15 protein-coding genes are annotated in these 18,492 nt (G+C 59.5%); all 15 read left to right on the forward strand.

The features are described 5' to 3' along the window. Positions 1–243: 243 nt before the first annotated feature. The 15 genes from greB (at position 244) to CYR52_RS00325 (ending at position 18,483) form a co-directional block, all read left to right on the forward strand. On the forward strand, positions 244–792 hold the full coding sequence (gene greB, locus CYR52_RS00255; RefSeq protein WP_079205183.1) for a transcription elongation factor GreB: 549 nt from the start codon (positions 244–246) through the stop codon (positions 790–792). Between the two features lie 130 nt (positions 793–922). After that, positions 923–3,262, forward strand: coding sequence for a Tex family protein (locus CYR52_RS00260; RefSeq protein ID WP_101827748.1), 2,340 nt, complete (start codon positions 923–925; stop codon positions 3,260–3,262). Positions 3,263–3,645: 383 nt separating this feature from the next. Next, the gene (gene feoA / locus CYR52_RS00265) at positions 3,646–3,870 is read left to right on the forward strand and encodes a ferrous iron transporter A (RefSeq protein WP_072927483.1); all 225 of its coding nucleotides are present in this window, start codon (positions 3,646–3,648) and stop codon (positions 3,868–3,870) included. A gap of 38 nt (positions 3,871–3,908) precedes the next feature. After that, positions 3,909–6,218: a Fe(2+) transporter permease subunit FeoB gene (feoB, locus tag CYR52_RS00270; RefSeq protein WP_101827829.1), complete on the forward strand. Its 2,310-nt coding sequence runs from the start codon at positions 3,909–3,911 to the stop codon at positions 6,216–6,218. 10 nt (positions 6,219–6,228) lie between these two features. After that, positions 6,229–6,480, forward strand: a complete 252-nt coding sequence (locus CYR52_RS00275) for a FeoC-like transcriptional regulator (protein ID WP_072927485.1) — start codon at positions 6,229–6,231, stop codon at positions 6,478–6,480. Positions 6,481–6,689: 209 nt separating this feature from the next. Further along, the gene (locus tag CYR52_RS00280; protein WP_072927486.1) at positions 6,690–8,369 is read left to right on the forward strand and encodes an alpha-amylase family glycosyl hydrolase; all 1,680 of its coding nucleotides are present in this window, start codon (positions 6,690–6,692) and stop codon (positions 8,367–8,369) included. Positions 8,370–8,388: 19 nt separating this feature from the next. Further along, entirely contained in the window at positions 8,389–9,681 is a 1,293-nt protein-coding gene (locus CYR52_RS00285) for an ABC transporter substrate-binding protein (protein ID WP_072927488.1), read from the forward strand. A gap of 116 nt (positions 9,682–9,797) precedes the next feature. Beyond that, positions 9,798–10,616: a carbohydrate ABC transporter permease gene (locus CYR52_RS00290; RefSeq protein ID WP_241506095.1), complete on the forward strand. Its 819-nt coding sequence runs from the start codon at positions 9,798–9,800 to the stop codon at positions 10,614–10,616. Next, positions 10,603–11,448 (forward strand): carbohydrate ABC transporter permease, encoded by an 846-nt coding sequence (locus tag CYR52_RS00295; protein ID WP_072927490.1) that lies wholly within the window; start codon positions 10,603–10,605, stop codon positions 11,446–11,448. The genes CYR52_RS00290 and CYR52_RS00295 overlap by 14 nt, the downstream gene beginning before the upstream one ends. A gap of 40 nt (positions 11,449–11,488) precedes the next feature. Next, complete coding sequence (locus CYR52_RS00300) at positions 11,489–12,541, forward strand: zinc-dependent alcohol dehydrogenase (protein ID WP_101827749.1); 1,053 nt, start codon at positions 11,489–11,491, stop codon at positions 12,539–12,541. A 29-nt stretch (positions 12,542–12,570) separates the two neighbouring features. Then, positions 12,571–13,362, forward strand: coding sequence for a sugar phosphate isomerase/epimerase family protein (locus CYR52_RS00305; protein WP_072927493.1), 792 nt, complete (start codon positions 12,571–12,573; stop codon positions 13,360–13,362). A 14-nt stretch (positions 13,363–13,376) separates the two neighbouring features. Beyond that, entirely contained in the window at positions 13,377–14,435 is a 1,059-nt protein-coding gene (locus CYR52_RS00310; RefSeq protein ID WP_101827750.1) for a Gfo/Idh/MocA family protein, read from the forward strand. Then, a complete protein-coding gene (locus tag CYR52_RS00315) occupies positions 14,432–16,678 on the forward strand; it encodes a glycosyl hydrolase family 65 domain-containing protein (protein WP_241506086.1) in 2,247 nt (748 codons plus the stop codon). Before CYR52_RS00310 ends, CYR52_RS00315 begins: the two co-directional genes overlap by 4 nt. Positions 16,679–16,687: 9 nt before the next feature. Then, positions 16,688–17,389, forward strand: a complete 702-nt coding sequence (pgmB, locus tag CYR52_RS00320) for a beta-phosphoglucomutase (RefSeq protein ID WP_420912694.1) — start codon at positions 16,688–16,690, stop codon at positions 17,387–17,389. Positions 17,390–17,391: 2 nt separating this feature from the next. Further along, positions 17,392–18,483 (forward strand): ABC transporter ATP-binding protein, encoded by a 1,092-nt coding sequence (locus CYR52_RS00325; RefSeq protein WP_101827751.1) that lies wholly within the window; start codon positions 17,392–17,394, stop codon positions 18,481–18,483. The last annotated feature ends 9 nt before the right edge of the window (positions 18,484–18,492 follow it).

An 18,492-nucleotide genomic window follows, 5' to 3' on the forward strand; every position in this document is an offset into this window, starting at 1 on the left:
TTACAAAGATTATTGATTTGCCCAATTATCAATACTTTTGCCGCTTCGCTGCTCACCTTCCGTTTCTCTGCCGCGCTGATGACGCTTTTCCGGCCGCTTTCTAAACTCCGGTGTTTATACCCCGTAACGCAAGCTTATTTCACTGACTTTGTGACAGAGCGGGCAGGCGGCAATAAGCGGTGTTAATTCCTGCCGTCAGAGGCTATAAAGAGCCGATGAGAGTGACACCGTAAAAGGCGCCGGATGAAAAGTGATTTGATCACCCGTGAAGGGTACAACAGGCTGAAAAAAGAGCTCGATTTCCTGTGGCGCGAGCGCCGCCCGGAGATCACCGAAAAAGTGGCGTGGGCTGCCAGCCTGGGCGACCGCAGCGAAAACGCCGACTACAAATATAACAAGCAGTTACTGCGTGAAATCGATCGCCGGGTGCGGTTCCTGCGCAAGCGGCTGGAAGTGGTGCGGGTCATTGATTACTCGCCGCAGCAAGACGGCAAAGTCTTTTTCGGTGCCTGGGTTGAGGTGGAGAATGAGGCGGGCGACGTCAAACGCTTCCGCATCGTCGGGCCGGATGAGATCTATGGCCGCAAACAGTACATCTCGATCGACTCGCCGATGGCGCGGGCGCTGATCAAAAAAGAGGTGGATGACGAGGTCAACGTCCCGACGCCGCTGGGCATTAAAGTCTGGTGCGTGAACCTGATTGAGTACCTGCCGGATGAACCCGATCAGCCGGTTGACCCTGACCTCTCCGGTGAGCAGGAACAAGACAGCCCGGAGCCGCCGCCCGGCTGACGCACACGGCGGTAAATGTTCCGAAACCGCCCCACATCGCCGCCAAATGCCGCCCGCTGCTGGCATTTTGGCGGCACACTCCGTATAACGGTGCCCTGATTTGACAACCCCTTAGCTTACGACAGATACCATGATGAATGATCCCCTGAGCCGCAGTATTGCAAGTGAGTTGCAGGCCAGACCGGAGCAAGTTGACTCCGCTATCCGCCTGCTGGACGAAGGAAACACCGTGCCGTTTATCGCACGTTACCGCAAGGAAGTGACCGGCGGATTGGATGACACCCAACTGCGCCAGCTGGAGAGCCGCCTCGGCTACCTGCGCGAACTGGAAGATCGTCGCCAAAGCATCCTGAAATCGATTGAAGAGCAAGGCAAACTCACTGACGCGCTGGCCGCCTCGATTAACGGCACCCAGAGCAAAACCGAGCTGGAAGACCTCTACCTGCCGTATAAACCCAAGCGCCGTACCCGTGGGCAGATTGCCCTGGAGGCCGGGCTGGCCCCGCTGGCGGAGAGCCTGTGGAACGCGCCGCAGCAGGTGCCGGAAAACGCGGCCGCCGCGTTCGTGGATGCCGAAAAAGGCGTGGCGGATGTGAAAGCCGCACTGGACGGCGCACGCTATATCCTGATGGAGCGTTTCGCCGAGGATGCCGCCCTGCTGGCCAAAGTGCGTGACTACCTGTGGAAAAATGCCCATCTGGTTTCCCGCGTGGCAGAAGGCAAAGAGGAAGAAGGCGCAAAATTCCGCGATTACTTCGATCACCATGAACCGATTGCCACGGTGCCTTCACACCGGGCGCTGGCGATGTTCCGTGGCCGCAATGAAGGCGTGCTGCAACTCTCGCTAAATGCCGATCCGCAATTTGATGAGCCGCCGCGTGAGAGTTACGCCGAACAGATCATCATGGATCACGTCGGCCTGCGGCTGAACAACGCCCCGGCAGACAGCTGGCGCCGGGCAGTGATCAACTGGACATGGCGCATCAAAGTGCTGCTGCACCTCGAAACCGAGCTGATGGGCAGTGTGCGCGAACGCGCGGAAGAAGAGGCGATCAACGTCTTCGCCCGCAACCTGCATGACCTGCTGATGGCCGCGCCGGCCGGGCCGCGCGCGACGATGGGCCTCGATCCGGGCCTGCGTACCGGGGTGAAAGTGGCGGTAGTGGATGCCACCGGCAAACTGGTGGCCACTGACACCGTCTACCCGCACACCGGCCAGGCGGCCAAAGCCGCTGCCGCCGTGGCTGCACTCTGTGTGAAGCACCAGGTGGAACTGGTGGCGATCGGGAACGGCACCGCCTCACGGGAAACCGAGCGCTTCTTCCTGGAGCTGCAAAAACAGTACCCGGCTGTCATCGCCCAGAAAGTGATTGTCAGCGAGGCCGGGGCGTCCGTTTATTCCGCGTCTGAACTGGCGGCGCAGGAGTTCCCGGATCTTGATGTGTCGCTGCGCGGGGCCGTCTCCATTGCCCGCCGCCTTCAGGACCCGCTGGCCGAGCTGGTGAAAATTGACCCGAAATCAATCGGCGTCGGCCAGTATCAGCATGACGTCAGCCAGAGCCAGTTGGCGAAAAAGCTGGATGCCGTGGTCGAGGACTGCGTAAACGGCGTTGGGGTAGACCTGAACACCGCCTCTGTGGCGCTGCTGACCCGTGTCGCCGGGCTGACGCGGATGATGGCGCAAAACATTGTCAGCTGGCGCGATGAGCACGGCCGGTTCAATAACCGTGCACAGTTGCTGAAAGTCAGCCGCCTGGGGCCGAAAGCCTTTGAACAGTGCGCCGGCTTCCTGCGCATCAACCACGGCGACAACCCGCTGGATGCCTCTACGGTGCACCCGGAAACCTACCCGGTGGTGGAGCGCATTCTGGCCGCCACCGAGCAGGCGTTGCAGGATCTGATGGGTAATCCCTCTGCCCTGCGCAACCTCAAAGCCAGCGATTTCACCGACGAACGCTTTGGGGTGCCGACCGTGACTGACATCCTGAAAGAGCTGGAAAAACCAGGCCGTGACCCGCGCCCTGAGTTCAAAACCGCGACGTTTGCGGAAGGCGTCGAAACCATGAATGACCTGACGCCGGGCATGATCCTGGAAGGTGCCGTCACCAACGTGACCAACTTCGGCGCCTTTGTGGATATCGGCGTCCATCAGGATGGGCTGGTGCATATCTCCTCACTGGCGGACAAATTCGTGGAAGATCCGCATACGGTGGTGAAAGCCGGGGATATCGTCAAAGTGAAGGTGCTGGAAGTGGATCTGCCGCGCAAACGTATCGCCCTGACCATGCGTCTGGACGAACAGCCGGGAGAAACCGCTGCGCGCCGCGGCGGCAGCGCCCCGGCCGGAAAAACGCAGACACGCACCGCAGGCCGTCAGGATGCACGCGGCGGCAAGCCGCGCGCTGCCCAACCCGCCGGGAACAGCATCATGGGCGACGCCCTGGCGGCTGCGTTCGGTAAAAAACGTTAATGCCGGCTCCGCCATCCTCCGGGATGGCGGAATATTTCCTCTTCTGCCTTCCCGCCTCCCGATCCTCACATTTACATCACCACCACACTTTCGCCATAAAAAATTAACTTATATTACTGATTATTCACCATTAATCTCTCACAACTGTGTCGTTTACTCCGACGACAAAAGCCGCAGATTGGTTATTTTTTAGCTAAATTTGCCATAAATTTGATCTGGATTAGGTAAGGGCGAGATCGTGCCCGTTACCCGATTGCATACGATAACGCTTCTCAATACTCTCATGCTCGCCTGCCAGCACTGGCGATAAAAGAGGCACCCAGGCGCACGCATAACTGCCGCGTGTAACACGTTTTCAGCCCCCGCGAAAGAAGGTGACCGCCATGCCGCTTCAACCTCTGCATCACTACAAAATTGCCGGTTTTGCACCGCACATCAGCCCGGCTTACCGGCAAAAATTGCTCTCCCTCGGTATGCTGCCCGGTTCACTGTTTAAAGTGGTACGGGTTGCGCCGCTGGGCGACCCGATCCAGATCGAAACCCGCCGCGTGAGCCTGGTGCTGCGCCGCAATGATCTGGCGGCGCTGGTACTGGAAACCTGCGCCTGATCTTTACGGACGTTTCTTTTCCCACGGCGATACGCATGATGAACACATTAACGATTGGCCTGATTGGCAACCCGAATGCCGGCAAAACCACCCTTTTCAACCAGTTAACCGGCGCCCGCCAGCGGGTCGGCAACTGGGCAGGTGTGACGGTTGAACGCAAAGAGGGGCAGTTTTCCACCCCCCGCCACCAGGTGACGCTGGTTGACCTGCCCGGTACCTACTCCCTGACCACCATCTCTGAGCAGACCTCGTTGGATGAGCAGATCGCCTGCCGCTATATCCTCAGCGGCGAGGCTGATCTGCTGATCAACGTGGTGGATGCCGCCAATCTGGAACGCAACCTCTACCTGACTCTGCAACTGCTGGCGCTGGGCATTCCCTGCATCGTTGCGCTGAATATGCTGGATATCGCCCAAAACCAGCAGATCACCATTGATACCGCGGCGCTGGCCGACCGGCTGGGCTGCCCGGTGGTGCCGCTGGTTTCCACCCGCGCGCAGGGCATTGCCGAACTTAAACAGCAGATTGACCGCCCCTTCAGCGCGCCGCAGCCGGTTGCGCTCGACTACCCTGCACCGCTGCTTGACGCGGCCCAACAACTGGCCGCCGTCATGCCGGAAACCCTGACCGACAGGCAGGCGCACTGGCTGGCGCTGCACATGCTGGAAGGCGACATTTGCAGCCATGCCGTGGCCCCCCGCGCGGCGGCCCTGTTGCCCCAGGTACGCAGCACCCTGCGCCATGCCCTGCCGGATGATGCCGCCCTGCTGATTGCCGGTGCGCGTTACCAGTGCATCATGGCGATTTGCGCCGCCGTGAGTAATACCCACCAGGCGGCGTCCGACCGGTTGACGCAGCGGCTGGACAGGCTGATCCTCAACCGGCTGCTTGGCGTGCCGATTTTCCTGCTGGTGATGTACCTGATGTTCCTGCTGGCGATTAACCTCGGCGGGGCATTGCAGCCGATATTTGACCTCGGTTCCGCGGCTATTTTCATTCACGGCGTGCAATGGCTCGGCGCGGTGCTGCACTTCCCCGGCTGGCTGACGCTGTTCCTGGCACAGGGCATCGGCGGCGGCATCAACACCGTGCTGCCGCTGGTGCCGCAAATCGGCATGATGTATCTGTTCCTCTCATTTCTGGAGGACTCCGGTTATATGGCACGTGCCGCGTTTGTGATGGACCGGCTGATGCAGGCGATTGGGCTGCCGGGAAAATCGTTTGTGCCGCTGATTGTCGGGTTCGGCTGTAATGTGCCGGCCATTATGGGCGCCCGCACGCTGGATGCCCCGCGCGAGCGGCTGATCACCGTGATGATGGCGCCGTTTATGTCCTGCGGGGCGCGGCTGGCCATCTTTGCGGTCTTTTCGGCCACCTTCTTCGCGCAGGGCGGTGCGCTGCTGGTCTTCTCCCTCTACCTGCTCGGCATCGTGGTGGCGATCCTCACCGGGTTAATGCTCAAACATACGCTGATGCGCGGCGATGCTTCCCCGTTCGTGATGGAACTGCCGGTTTACCACGTCCCGCATGTGAAAAGTTTGCTGCTGCAAGCCTGGCAACGGCTGAAAGGGTTTGTGCTGCGGGCCGGGAAAGTGATCGTACTGGTGAGCATTTTTATCGGCGCGCTGAACAGTTTCTCCCTGAGCGGCAAACCCGCCGACAACCTCACTGATTCCGCGCTGGCCTCCGTGAGTAAAGTAATGACCCCGCTGCTGGCACCGATTGGCGTGCAGCCGGACAACTGGCAGGCCACCGTGGGGCTGGTTACCGGGGCGATGGCGAAAGAGGTGGTGGTGGGTACGCTGAACACGCTTTATACCGCCGAAGCCATTACCGACGCGCCTTTTGACCCGGCAGCCTTTTCGCTGGCAGATGAACTGACCCAGGCCGTGACCGAAACCTGGCAAGGCGTGAAAGAGACGTTCAGCCTGAGCGTGCTGTTCAACCCGATTGAAGCCAGTAAAGGGGATGGCGAAATGGCCTCCGGCCCCATGAGCATGATGGGCAGCAAATTCGGCAGCGTCGCCGCCGCCTACAGTTACCTGATTTTTGTGCTGCTCTATGTGCCCTGCATTTCTGCGATGGGCGCGATTGCGCGTGAGGCGGGACGGAACTGGATGATCTTCTCGGTGCTCTGGGGGCTGAATGTCGCCTATTCGCTGGCGGCGCTGTTCTATCAGGCGGCCACATTCCGCGCGCACCCGGCAGTCAGCCTGTTGACCATCACACTGGTCGTGCTGGTTAACCTGGGAATTTTCATCGGCCTGCGCCGTGCCGGCCATCACCCCGGCACACCCCCGTCACGCCCACCGGCAGTGACATCCCCGCACCAGCCGGCGTGCCATTGAGGAGAACGGCATGAATCCTCTGCTTGAGGTTTACCATCTTCTCGCGCTGCATGGGTCGCTGGACATGGCGCAGTTACAGCAGCGTTGCCGGGTCCCCCCGGCGATGCTGACGGCCCTGCTGAGCCAACTGGAAAGGATGAAAAAGATTGAGCCGGTGCCCGCTGCGGCCACCGGCTGCCCCACCGGCGCGTGCGGTGATTGCCCGGCAAGCACCCGCTGCGCGCCGGTGCGTTACCGTGTGTATAACGCCAGCAACATATAATTCGAATGAATATAAATAAAGCCTGCCATTTAATTAAATAGGGCTACCCTCCACGTATTTCCCTCCTTAAATTTGATTACCCTCACAAATAAAGAAAATATCTCCCTGTAACCCTGTCCCTGATCCTCGTCGCCCTGCGGTGCCGTTGACTTGGTTTATACGCCAGCGTAGCCTTTTTGTGGGAGCGCTCCCACGGACAAAGGTGCAACATGGAAACTATTAAAAAAATTCTGACTTCGATTTATGGAAATACGCTTCAACAGCACTATTTTGCTGAATTAAGCGATCTTATTCTGACTGCCAAAGCGGCTATTACGCGTTCGCGTAAATTGCATTGGGATGAAGAAGACATCGTATTAATTACTTACGCCGATCAATTCAGTGAAGATAACAGACCCACGCTGGAAACATTTACCGGCTTTTATAACCGCTGGTTAAAAAATACGTTTTCACTGGTTCATCTGTTGCCGTTTTATCCTTACTCTTCAGATGATGGTTTTTCAGTCATTGATTATCACCAGGTTAACCCGGTAGCCGGTGACTGGCAGCACGTGGCAGAACTGAACCGCTCAACCCGGCTGATGTTTGATTACGTCTGCAACCATATTTCTGCACAAAGCAGCTGGTTCCAGGGCTATCTGGCGCAACAGCCGGAGTATGACGATCACTTCATTGAGATGGACCCGGAAACCGATCTGCATCAGGTCACGCGCCCGCGTACCTCGCCGCTGCTGACGCCGTTTATGCTGGCCAATGGCGACACCCGCTACATCTGGACGACCTTCAGCGCCGACCAGATTGACCTCAACTTCGCCAGCCCGGCGGTATTGAAACGCATGGTGGATGTACTGCTTACCTACCTGGCGCGCGGCGGGGATTACATCCGGCTGGATGCGGTGGGGTACATGTGGAAAGAGCCGGGCACCTCCTGCATCCACCTGGAGAAAACCCATCTGCTGGTCAAATTATTCCGCGCCATTGCGGATTTTGTCGCGCCCGGCACCGTCCTCATCACCGAAACCAACGTCCCGCACCGGGATAACATCAGCTATTTCGGCCAGGGCGACGAAGCCCAGATGGTTTACCAGTTCCCGCTGCCGCCGCTGGTACTGCATGCTATCCACCGTGGGGAGGCCGGCACGCTGAGCCGCTGGGCCGCCTCGCTGGAGACTCCGGCCGCAGGCTGCACCTTCTTTAACTTCCTCTCTTCGCATGACGGCATCGGCCTCAATCCGCTGCGCGGCCTGCTGCCGGAAGAGGAGATTCTGGCGCTGGCGCAGGCGATGGAAAATCAGGGCGCGCGCGTCTCATATAAAAATAACCCGGACGGCAGCGCCAGCCCGTATGAAATCAACGTCACTTATCTGGACGCGCTGAATAAGCAGGACGACGATGACGCCCTGCGCGTGCGCCGCTTTATGCTGGCACACGCTATTTTGCTGGCTTTCCCCGGCGTCCCGGCGATCTATATCCAGAGCCTGCTCGGTTCACGTAATGATGATGAAGGCGTGATGCTCAGCGGCCATAACCGGGCAATTAACCGCCAGAAATACCCGTTAAGTGACATTGAACCACAAATTTCCGGCGGCAATACCTTACGCACCGATATATTTGTCGGGCTGCGCCATCTGATTGCCCTGCGTAAAACCTTACCGGCCTTCCATCCTGATTCCGCGATGCAGGTCATCACGCTGGATAGCGCCGTTCTGGCATTCCGGCGCACTGATAAAAATAATCACACGCTGCTCTGCCTGTTTAATGTCAGCGATCGTCCGATCACGGTGACATTGCCGGAAAATAATTACCTCGATGCCATCAGCGGGCAGGAAATAACCGGTGATCACGCCTTTACGCTGCAACCCTACGCCTATTACTGGCTTCACTCCTAAATAAAAACAGGAAATCATCATGAATAAGAAAAATACGCTTCTTATTTCAGCCCTGCTCAGTGCCCTGGCATTAACCGGCTGTGACGATAAAAAAACGGAATCCGTCACCATCGAATTTATGCACTCCTCTGTCGAGCAGGAGCGGCAGGCGGTTATTAACGATCTGATTCAGACATTTGAGCAGCAAAACCCTGGTGTGCACGTTAAACCGGTACCGGTGGAAGAAGATGCTTACAACACCAAGGTGATTACCCTGGCGCGCAGCGGCGCGCTGCCGGCGGTGATCGAAACCAGCCACGACTACGCCAAAGTCATGGATAAAGAGCAGCTGATTGACCGCGACGCGGTGAACGACGTCATTACCGGCATCGGCGCTGACAACTTCTACGACGGCGTGCTGCGCATTGTGAAAACCGAAGACGGCACCAGCGCCACCGGCGTGCCGATCAGCGGCTGGATCCAGGGCATCTGGTATCGCAAACAGCAACTGGCGGATGCCGGCTTCAGCGAGCCGCAAAACTGGCAGCAACTGCTCAGCATCACCACCGCCTTTACCCACCCGGAACAGAAAAAGTTCGGCATCGGCCTGCCGACCGCAGAAAGCGTAATGACAGAGCAATCCTTCTCACAATTTGCGCTCTCCAACGGGGCCAACGTGTTTGACGCCAACGGCGCAATCACCATCGACACCCCGGAAATGCAGCAGGCACTCGGCTTCTATCAACAACTGGCCAAAACCACCCTGCCCGGCTCCAACGACATCATGGAGATCAAAGACGCCTTTATGAACGGCACCGTGCCGATGGCCGTCTACTCCACCTACATCCTGCCGGCGATTTACAACGAAGGGTTTGCCCAGGACATCGGCTTTGCCGTGCCGGCAGAAAAATCACAGGCGGTCTACGGCACCATTACCTCCCTCACCATCACCGCCGGGCAGACCGAAGCACAGCGTGACGCCGCCAAAAAATTCATCACCTTTATGGAGCAGTCTGACAACGCCACCCGCTGGGTGCTGATGTCACCGGGCGCTGCGCTGCCGCTCACCAAACTGGTGACCAGCAACAGCAACTGGCAGGACAACCCGGTGGTGAAAGCGTTCGGCCCGCTCTCTATGGAGCTGGTGCAGCAGTTCGCCAACGTGCAGGTGTTCGGCTCAGTCGGTGAGAAAAACTTCACCAGCATGGGTGACATCACCGGTTCAGCCGCACTGAGTGAAATGGTGAACGCCGTGACGGTCGGCAATAAAGACGTGCCTGCCACGCTGGCGCAAACCCAGGGCCGGGTGACCCACCTTGTCCAGAAACGCTGAGTGAGGATTTGATGAAGCCTGCTTGTCAACCTTCCCTGCTGCCGGCGAAACGCCTGAGCCTGGGAAAACGCTTAAAAACGGACACGGCGTTTGCCTGGTATCTGCTGGCACCGAGCATGGTTCTGCTCGCGCTGCTGGTGGTCTACCCGATGATCGCCAACCTGCAACTGAGTTTCCTGCAGTTGCCGCTTAACCCACGTCTGTCCGACCGGTTTGTCGGGCTGGATAACTACCTGAGCATCCTCAGCGATCCGGAGTTTTACCACTCGCTCTGGGTCACCTTCTGGTACACCGCGCTGGTGGTGCTCGGCAGCACCGGCGTGGGGCTGGGGGTCGCGCTGTTCTTCAACCGGGAGTTCCGCTTCCGTAAAACCGCGCGCTCGCTGGTGATCCTCTCCTATGTGACGCCGTCCATCTCGCTGGTGTTCGCCTGGAAATACATGTTCAACAGCGGCTACGGCATCGTCAACTGGGTCGGCGGTGACCTGCTGCACCTGTTTGACCAGGCCCCGCTCTGGTTCGACAACCCCGGCAGCAGCTTTGTGCTGGTGGTGCTGTTTGCCGTCTGGCGCTATTTCCCGTACGCCTTTATCTCCTTCCTGGCGATTTTGCAGACCATCGACAAATCGCTGTATGAGGCGGCGGAAATGGACGGGGCCAACCTGTGGCAGAAATTCCGCATGATCACCCTGCCGGCGATCATGCCGGTTCTCGCGACGGTGGTGATCCTGCGGGCGATCTGGATGTTCTACATGTTTGCCGACGTCTACCTGCTGACCAACAAAGTCAACATCCTGGGCGTTTACCTCTACAAAACGGCCTTTGCCCTCAATGACCTGGGCAAAGCAGCGGCGCTGTCTGTGGTGCTGTTCGGCATTATTTTCATTGTGATCCTCCTCGCGAGAAAACGGGTGAATCCTCATGGCAACAACTAAACGTTCCCTGCTGCGCCGCTCCGGGTTCTATCTGGCGCTGGCTGCATTTCTTGCGGTGGTGCTGTTCCCCTTCTTCATCATGCTGATGACCTCGTTCAAAAGCAGCAAGGAGGCGATTTCCCTGCACCCGACCCTGTGGCCGGAAAACTGGACCTGGCAGCACTACGCGGACATCTTCAACCCGACGATTTTCCCGTTTATGTCCTACTTCAAGAACAGCCTGAGCGTGTCACTGGTCGCCTCCGGCATTGCGGTGCTGCTCGGCATTCTGGGCGCCTATGCCCTGTCGCGGCTGCGCTTCAAAGGCCGGCTGACCATCAACACCAGTTTCTACACGGTGTATATGTTCTCCGGCATTCTGCTGGTGGTGCCGCTGTTCAAGATCATCTCGTCGATGGGGCTGTATGACACCCTGACCGCGCTGGTGATCACCATGGTGGTACAGACCCTGCCGACCGCCATTTTTATGCTGAAAAGCTACTTCGACACCATTCCAAAGGATATCGAAGAAGCGGCGATGATGGACGGCCTTAACCGGCTGCAAATCATCTTCTACATCACCGTGCCGCTGGCGATCTCCGGCATCATTTCCGTGTTCGTCTACTGCTTCATGGTGGCGTGGAATGACTACCTGTTCGCCTCGATTTTCCTCTCTGACGCGAAGCACTTCACCCTGCCGGTGGGCCTCAACGCCCTGTTCAGCACGCCTGATTACATCTGGGGCCGCATGATGGCCGCCTCACTGGTGACGGCGCTGCCGGTAGTTGCGATGTATGCCCTGTCGGAAAAATTCATCAAAGGCAATCTCACTGATGGCGGCGTCAAAGGCTGACGCCCGCCCTTACCCGTCGTGAACTTATAAAGGAGTCAGCATGAAAAAGTTAGTCGCCGTTGCACCGCGCGTTGCCGCACTGGTGGAGTATGAAGATCGCCCGTTGCAGGCCCATGAAGTACGCATCCGTGTGCAGTTCGGCGCACCGAAGCACGGCACCGAAGTGGTGGATTTCCGTGGCGTCAGCCCGTTTATCGATGAGGCCTTCTCCAGCGAATGGAACCTGTTTGTGCCGCGTGCGGAAGGCGAGGCGCGCGGTATCGAGTTCGGTAACTTCACCCTGGGCAATATGGTGGTCGGCACCGTCGAGGAGAAAGGCGGGCAGGTCACGCAATATCAGCTGGGCGACCGCGTCTGCACTTACGGGCCGTTGCAGGAGACGGTGATCGTCAACGGCGTGGACAACTACAAACTGCGTCACATGCCGGAAGGGGCCGCGTGGCAAAACGCCGTCTGTTATGACCCGGCCCAGTTTGCCATGAGCGGCGTGCGTGACGGCAACGTGCGCGTAGGTGACGTGGTGGTGGTGATTGGCCTGGGCGCGATCGGCCAGATCGCGGTGCAGCTGGCGAAAGGTGCTGGTGCAGCGCTGGTGATCGGCGTGGATCCGCTGGCCCACCGCGGCGAGATCGCCTGCAAACATGGCGCGGATGTGGCCCTCGATCCGACGGCCTGCGATTTGGGTCTTGAGATCAAACGCCTGACCGACAAACGCGGCGCAGACGTGATCATCGAAACCAGCGGCAATGCGCAGGCGTTACAGGCATCCCTGCGCGGCCTGGCTTACGGCGGCACCATCTCCTATGTGGCTTTCGCCAAACCCTTCCCGGAAGGCTTCAACCTGGGCCGTGAAGCGCACTTCAACAATGCGCGCATCGTGTTCTCCCGCGCCTGCAGCGAACCCAACCCGGATTACCCGCGCTGGAACCGCAAACGCATTGAAGACAGCTGCTGGCAGTTGCTGATGAACGGCTACCTCGATTGCCGTGACCTGATCGATCCGGTGGTGACGTTCCGCGACAGCGCCGAAAGCTACATGCGCTTTGTCGATCAGCACCCGGAACTGAGCATCAAAATGGGCGTTACCTTCTGATTACATGTGACTTTACAGGATATAAAGAGATGAAAATCGGTACCCAAAATCAGGCGTTCTTCCCGGAAGGGATTCTGGCGAAGTTCCAGTACATCAAAAACATGGGCTTTGACGGCTTTGAAATTGACGGCAAGCTGCTGGTGAACAACCTGGCAGAGGTGAAAGCCGCGATTGCAGAAACCGGCCTGCCGGTGGTCAGCGCCTGTGGCGGCTATGACGGCTGGATCGGGGATTTCATTGAAGAGCGCCGCCTGAACGGCCTGCAACAGATTGCCGCCATACTGCGGGCGCTGGCTGAAGTCGGCGCGAAAGGCATCGTGGTGCCGGCCGCCTGGGGCATGTTCACCTACCGCCTGCCGCCGATGACCTCACCGCGCAGCGTGGCCGGTGACCGCCTGGCCGTCAGCAGCTCGCTGAAATTCCTCGACGGCATCGCCGCCGACACCGGCACCAAAATCTTCCTGGAGCCGCTGAACCGCTATCAGGATCACATGATTAACCTGCTGTCAGATGCCCGCCGCTACATCGAAGAGAACCAGCTGCACCACACGCAGATCATTGGTGACTTCTACCACATGAGCATTGAGGAAGATGACATCAGCGCCGCGCTGCACCAGCACCGCGACCTGCTGGGGCATGTCCACATTGCAGATAACCACCGCTATCAGCCGGGCAGCGGCTCGCTGGACTTTGCACGCCATTTCAACCAGCTCAAACAAGATGGCTATGACGGTTACGCCGTCTACGAATGCCGCGTGCGGGCGGCCGATCCGGCCAAAGCCTATCAGGATTCCCTCGACTATCTGCGCACCTTGCGCTAATCGGCAGGAAAAACATGGAGTTTACTGCTTACGCATCGCGGCCCTTGCGGGTCGCGATTATTGGTGCGGGCCAGGTGGCGGAGAAAGTGCACGCCGCCTATTACGCTACCCGCAAAGACGTCACGCTGGTTGCGGTGGTCGACAAAGAGGCTGAACGCGCTGACGCCTTTGCCGCCCGCAATAACATCCCCCGTGCCTACACTGACGCAGACGAGATGTACCGCCTTGAACAGCCGGATGTGGTCAGTATCTGTTCGCCAAACCGCTTCCACTCGGCACAGGTGCTGCAGGCGTTGCAGCATGGCTGCCACGTCATGTGTGAAAAGCCCCCGGCCATGACGCCGCCTGAGGCGCTGGCGATGGCCGACGCCGCCGACCGTGCCGGGAAAGTGCTGGCCTATGATTTCCACCACCGCTTCGCCGAGGATTGCCGCATTCTGCGGGAAAAAGTGGCAGCCGGAATGCTGGGCGAGGTTTACGTCACCCAGGCGCGCGCCCTGCGCCGCTGCGGTGTGCCGGGCTGGGGCGTCTTTATCGACAAAGAACAGCAGGGCGGCGGGCCGCTGATCGACATCGGCATCCATATGCTGGATGCCGCGATGTATGTGCTGGGCTTCCCCCAGGTCACCCGCGTCAGCGCCCACCAGTTCTGCAAAATCGGCAACCGCAAACACCGGGGGCTGTTTGGTGAATGGCAGCCGGAAAAGTACACGGTGGAAGATGCCCTGTTTGCCACGCTGGAGTTTGAGGGCGGCGGCATTTTACGGCTGGAAACCTCCTTTGCGCTGAATATCCCGGAAGAGTCAGTGATGAACGTGCAGTTTTGCGGGGCCGAGGCGGGGGCCACCCTCTTCCCGGCGCACATTTATACCGATGACGGCGGCAAACTGCTGACGCTTTACCAGCGCCAGGAAGCGGACAGCCAGCGCCACCATAACAGCATGAAAGCTTTTGTTGACCGCGTGATGGGGCAAGAGAGCGACGTGGCCGATGGCCGCCAGGGTTACCGCATTCAGCAACTGGTGGCAGCAATCTATCAGGCCGCTGAACAGGGTGAGAGCGTGACGTTATGATGACTTCCCCTTCCGCCCCGTTCTCCGTGCTGTGCGAGCCGGGTTTCAGCCCGCACCAGCTGAACAAATACGCCACCCTGATGACCTGCGGCAACGGGTATCTCGGCATCCGTGGCGGCCACGAAGAGGCCTACACCGATCAGGTGCGCGGCATGTTTGTGGCCGGGTTCTACCACCGCGCCACGCCGGATGAGGTCACTGAGCTGGTGAACCTGCCGGACATCACCGGCTGCAAAATTGAGCTGGGAAACACGCCTTTTTCACTGCTGGCCGGGACGCTGCTTTCCTACCGGCGGGAATTCCACCCGGAGTTGGGTGAGCTTTGCCGTGAACTGATCTGGCAATCGCCGGAGGGCGGTTTGTTCAGCCTGAAAAGCGCCCGGTTTGTGGCGCGTGCGCCGCAGCAACTGGTGGCCGCCACCCTGACACTGACCGCGCTGGATCAGGCGACGCCCCTGCGCCTCTCCACCGGCATTGACGCCACGCAGACCAACAGCGGCCGCCAGCACCTGACGGAAGCGAGCGTGCGCGTGATGCACCAGCACACGCTGCAAGGCTGCTACCGCACGCCCGAAGGTGACATGGCGCTGATGCTCACCAGCCATTGCCGTCTCTCCACTGATGACGTGCGCATCAGCTATGCCGCAAAAAACCGCCGGCTGACCCAGCAGTTCAGCACCACCCTACAGGTGGGCGTGCCGCTGACGCTGGAAAAATTCAGCTGGGTTGACGTTTGCCTGCCGGGCGATGCGGAACCGGCAAGCTGGGACGAACACTGCCTCGCGCAACTCGCCCCGCATGTTGAACAGGGTTACGCGGCGCTGCGCGCAGCCAGCCTGCAACAGTGGCAACACTGGTGGCCGCAGGCGCGGGTGGAGGTTGACTCCAGTGATGCCTTTGACCAACTGGCGCTGGACATGTCCGCCTACCATCTCGCCGCCATGACGCCTGCGCATGATGAGCGGTGCAGTGTGGCGGCCAAAGGGCTGACCGGCGAAGGCTACAAAGGCCACGTGTTCTGGGATACCGACATCTTTATCCTGCCCTATCACCTGCTGACCCGGCCGGAAACCGCGCGGGCGCTGTTGCGCTACCGCTACCATCGTATCCCGCAGGCGCAGCAGAAAGCAGCCCGTTGCGGGTACGAGGGCGCGTTGTTCCCGTGGGAGAGCGCCTTTACCGGTGAAGAGGAGACGCCGGCTTTCGGCTTGATCAACATCCGCACCGGTCTGCGCCAGCCGGTGGCGTCGGCGCTTGCTGAACACCATCTGGTCGCGGATATCGCCTACGCCACCGTGGGCTACCTTCAGGCCACCGGTGACGCCGCCTTCCAGGCCACCGAAGCCCAGGCGCTGTTGAAAGCGTGCGCGCTGTTCTGGCTGAGCCGCACCACGGAAGTCAATGGCCGGCTGGAGCTGCATGATGTGATTGGCCCGGACGAGTACACCGAGCACGTCAACAACAATGCCTACACCAATTATCTGGCGCACTACAGCGTGGCGCAGGCGCTGCATTACCTGCCGGACACACCGGAACATGCCGGCTTCCGCGCCCGCGGGCGGGATTTCCTGGCCCGTTGCGTGTTGCCCCAGCCGGATAACGATCGGGTTATCCCGCAGGATGACAGCTTCTTCAGCAAACCGACGATAGACCTGACGCGCTATCAGGCAAAAGCCGGCACCCAGTCGATTCTGCTCGACTACTCGCGGGCGGAAGTCAACGAGATGCAGATCCTCAAGCAGGCCGACCTGATCATGCTGTTCTTCCTGCTGCCGTCGCTGTTCAGCCGTGACGTGCAACGCGCCAACCTGGATTACTACCTGCCGCGTACCATCCATGACTCATCGCTCAGCAAGGCGATCTACGCGATTGTCGCCTGCCGCAACGACATGGCAGACCTCGCCTGGCCGCTGTACCGCGAGGCAATGGCTATCGATCTGGGGCCGGAGCCGCACAGCTGTGATGACGGCATCCACGCCGCCGCCACCGGGGCCATCTGGCTCGGGGCGATCATGGGCTTTGCCGGGCTGGAGTATCAGGAGGGGCAACTGGTGCTCTCGCCGCGCCTGCCGCCGCACTGGAAAACACTGCGCTTCCCGCTCCGCTGGCGGGGTGAACAGCTCCAGATCAGCATCAGCCAACAGCACTTGCAGATTGAAAAAGCCACTGACGCCCCGCTGAGCATCAGCGTCCACGGCACGCTGCACTCTTTCACCCGCCGGCTGGTGCTGGCACTTCACTAAGGAAGCATGATGGCAATGAAGCCTTTACCCCAGGCGGTCGTGTTTGATCTGGACGGAGTGATCACTGACACCGCCGAATTCCATTTTCTCGCCTGGCAACAACTGGCGCAAAAACTGGGCATCAGTATCGATCGTGCGTTTAACGAGCAGTTAAAAGGCGTAAACCGCGCTGACTCCCTGACGCGTATTTTGCAGCGCGGCGGCCAGGCTGACGCCTATACTCCGGCGCAGCGTCAGCAATTTATGACGGAAAAGAACGATCTTTACCGGGAACTGCTGGCAACCCTCAGCCCGGCGGACATTCTGCCCGGCATTCTGCCGCTGCTGGCTGACCTGCGGGCGGCCGGGTGCCGCATCGGGCTGGCCTCCGTGTCGGAGAATGCCCCGCAGGTGCTGGCATCGCTGGGGTTATGCGACTGGTTCCATTTTTGCGCCGATGCCCGCGCATTAACCCACTCCAAACCGCATCCGGAAATTTTCCTGACCGCCTGCCGCGGGGTGGGGGTTGCGCCTGACCAGGCCATCGGCATTGAGGATGCGCAGGCCGGGATCACCGCCATCAACGCCAGCGGCATGTACTCGGTAGGGATCGGCGCATCGCTCACCGGGGCGGATTACCGGCTGAACCACACCGGGGAGCTGGCCTGGCCAGATCTGCTGGCCCATTGGCAGGCAGAACAGGCTTGCCCCACACCCATCACCAGGAGCTGAGCATGGCCCAGATTTCTTTACAGCACATTCAGAAGATTTATCCCAACAATGTCCACGTCGTAAAAGATTTTTGCCTGGAGATTGAAGACAAAGAGTTCATCGTGTTCGTCGGCCCGTCGGGGTGCGGCAAATCCACCACCCTGCGGATGATCGCCGGGCTGGAGGAGATCAGCGACGGCGACCTGCTGATTGACGGCCAGCGCATGAATGACGTGGCCGCCAAAAACCGCGGCATCGCGATGGTGTTCCAGAACTACGCGCTCTACCCGCACATGTCGGTATATGACAACATGGCGTTCGCGCTGAAGCTGATGAACGTGGATAAAGCGGAAATTGAGCGGCGCGTGGCCTATGCGGCGCAGATCCTCGGGCTGAAAGACCTGCTGCAACGCCGCCCGAGCGCACTTTCCGGCGGCCAGCGCCAGCGGGTCGCGTTAGGCCGCGCCATCGTGCGCGATGCCAAAGTGTTCCTGATGGACGAACCGCTTTCCAACCTCGACGCCAAATTGCGCGTCCAGATGCGGGCGGAGATCAGCAAGCTGCACCAGAAGCTCGACACCACCATGATCTACGTGACCCACGACCAGACCGAAGCCATGACCATGGCGACGCGGATTGTGGTGATGAAAGACGGCATTGTGCAGCAGGTCGGCAGCCCGAAAACCATCTACAACCGGCCATGCAACATGTTTGTCGCCGGGTTTATTGGCTCCCCGGCGATGAACTTTATCCGCGGGGCGCTGGATGGCGGGCACTTTGCGACGGAAAGCCTGCATATTCCGATCCCGGCGGCGGCGCTGGAGAAACTCAACGCGGCCGGGTATCAGCGCCAGCCGCTGATCCTCGGCATCCGCCCGGAGTCAATCCAACTGGCACAACCGGGCCAGCAGCAGATTGAGGCCAGCGTCTCCGTGGCGGAGCTGACCGGGGCTGAATTTATGCTGTATTGCCAGATTGGCGGGCATGAACTGGTGGTGCGCACGGACGCGCAATGTGACATTCACGCCGGGGAGAAACTGGGCCTGCGGCTGGACATGGCGCACGCCCACTTCTTTGACAGCGAAACCGAACAGGTGATCCCAACGCTTTCGTAAGCGCCGGGC

This window comes from Chimaeribacter arupi (assembly GCF_002858805.1).
GTDB lineage: Bacteria > Pseudomonadota > Gammaproteobacteria > Enterobacterales > Enterobacteriaceae > Chimaeribacter > Chimaeribacter arupi.

Excerpts from the sequence above, each read along its gene's own strand:
- CYR52_RS00295 (WP_072927490.1), top strand. The coding sequence starts at position 10,603 with ATGGCAACAACTAAACGTTCCCTGCTGCGCCGCTCCGGGTTCTATCTG.
- feoB (WP_101827829.1), top strand. The coding sequence starts at position 3,909 with ATGAACACATTAACGATTGGCCTGATTGGCAACCCGAATGCCGGCAAA.
- CYR52_RS00280 (WP_072927486.1), top strand. The coding sequence starts at position 6,690 with ATGGAAACTATTAAAAAAATTCTGACTTCGATTTATGGAAATACGCTT.
- CYR52_RS00285 (WP_072927488.1), top strand. The coding sequence starts at position 8,389 with ATGAATAAGAAAAATACGCTTCTTATTTCAGCCCTGCTCAGTGCCCTG.
- pgmB (WP_420912694.1), top strand. The coding sequence starts at position 16,688 with ATGGCAATGAAGCCTTTACCCCAGGCGGTCGTGTTTGATCTGGACGGA.
- CYR52_RS00310 (WP_101827750.1), top strand. The coding sequence starts at position 13,377 with ATGGAGTTTACTGCTTACGCATCGCGGCCCTTGCGGGTCGCGATTATT.
- CYR52_RS00290 (WP_241506095.1), top strand. The coding sequence starts at position 9,798 with ATGGTTCTGCTCGCGCTGCTGGTGGTCTACCCGATGATCGCCAACCTG.
- feoA (WP_072927483.1), top strand. The coding sequence starts at position 3,646 with ATGCCGCTTCAACCTCTGCATCACTACAAAATTGCCGGTTTTGCACCG.
- CYR52_RS00260 (WP_101827748.1), top strand. The coding sequence starts at position 923 with ATGATGAATGATCCCCTGAGCCGCAGTATTGCAAGTGAGTTGCAGGCC.
- CYR52_RS00275 (WP_072927485.1), top strand. The coding sequence starts at position 6,229 with ATGAATCCTCTGCTTGAGGTTTACCATCTTCTCGCGCTGCATGGGTCG.
- CYR52_RS00325 (WP_101827751.1), top strand. The coding sequence starts at position 17,392 with ATGGCCCAGATTTCTTTACAGCACATTCAGAAGATTTATCCCAACAAT.
- greB (WP_079205183.1), top strand. The coding sequence starts at position 244 with ATGAAAAGTGATTTGATCACCCGTGAAGGGTACAACAGGCTGAAAAAA.
- CYR52_RS00315 (WP_241506086.1), top strand. The coding sequence starts at position 14,432 with ATGATGACTTCCCCTTCCGCCCCGTTCTCCGTGCTGTGCGAGCCGGGT.
- CYR52_RS00305 (WP_072927493.1), top strand. The coding sequence starts at position 12,571 with ATGAAAATCGGTACCCAAAATCAGGCGTTCTTCCCGGAAGGGATTCTG.
- CYR52_RS00300 (WP_101827749.1), top strand. The coding sequence starts at position 11,489 with ATGAAAAAGTTAGTCGCCGTTGCACCGCGCGTTGCCGCACTGGTGGAG.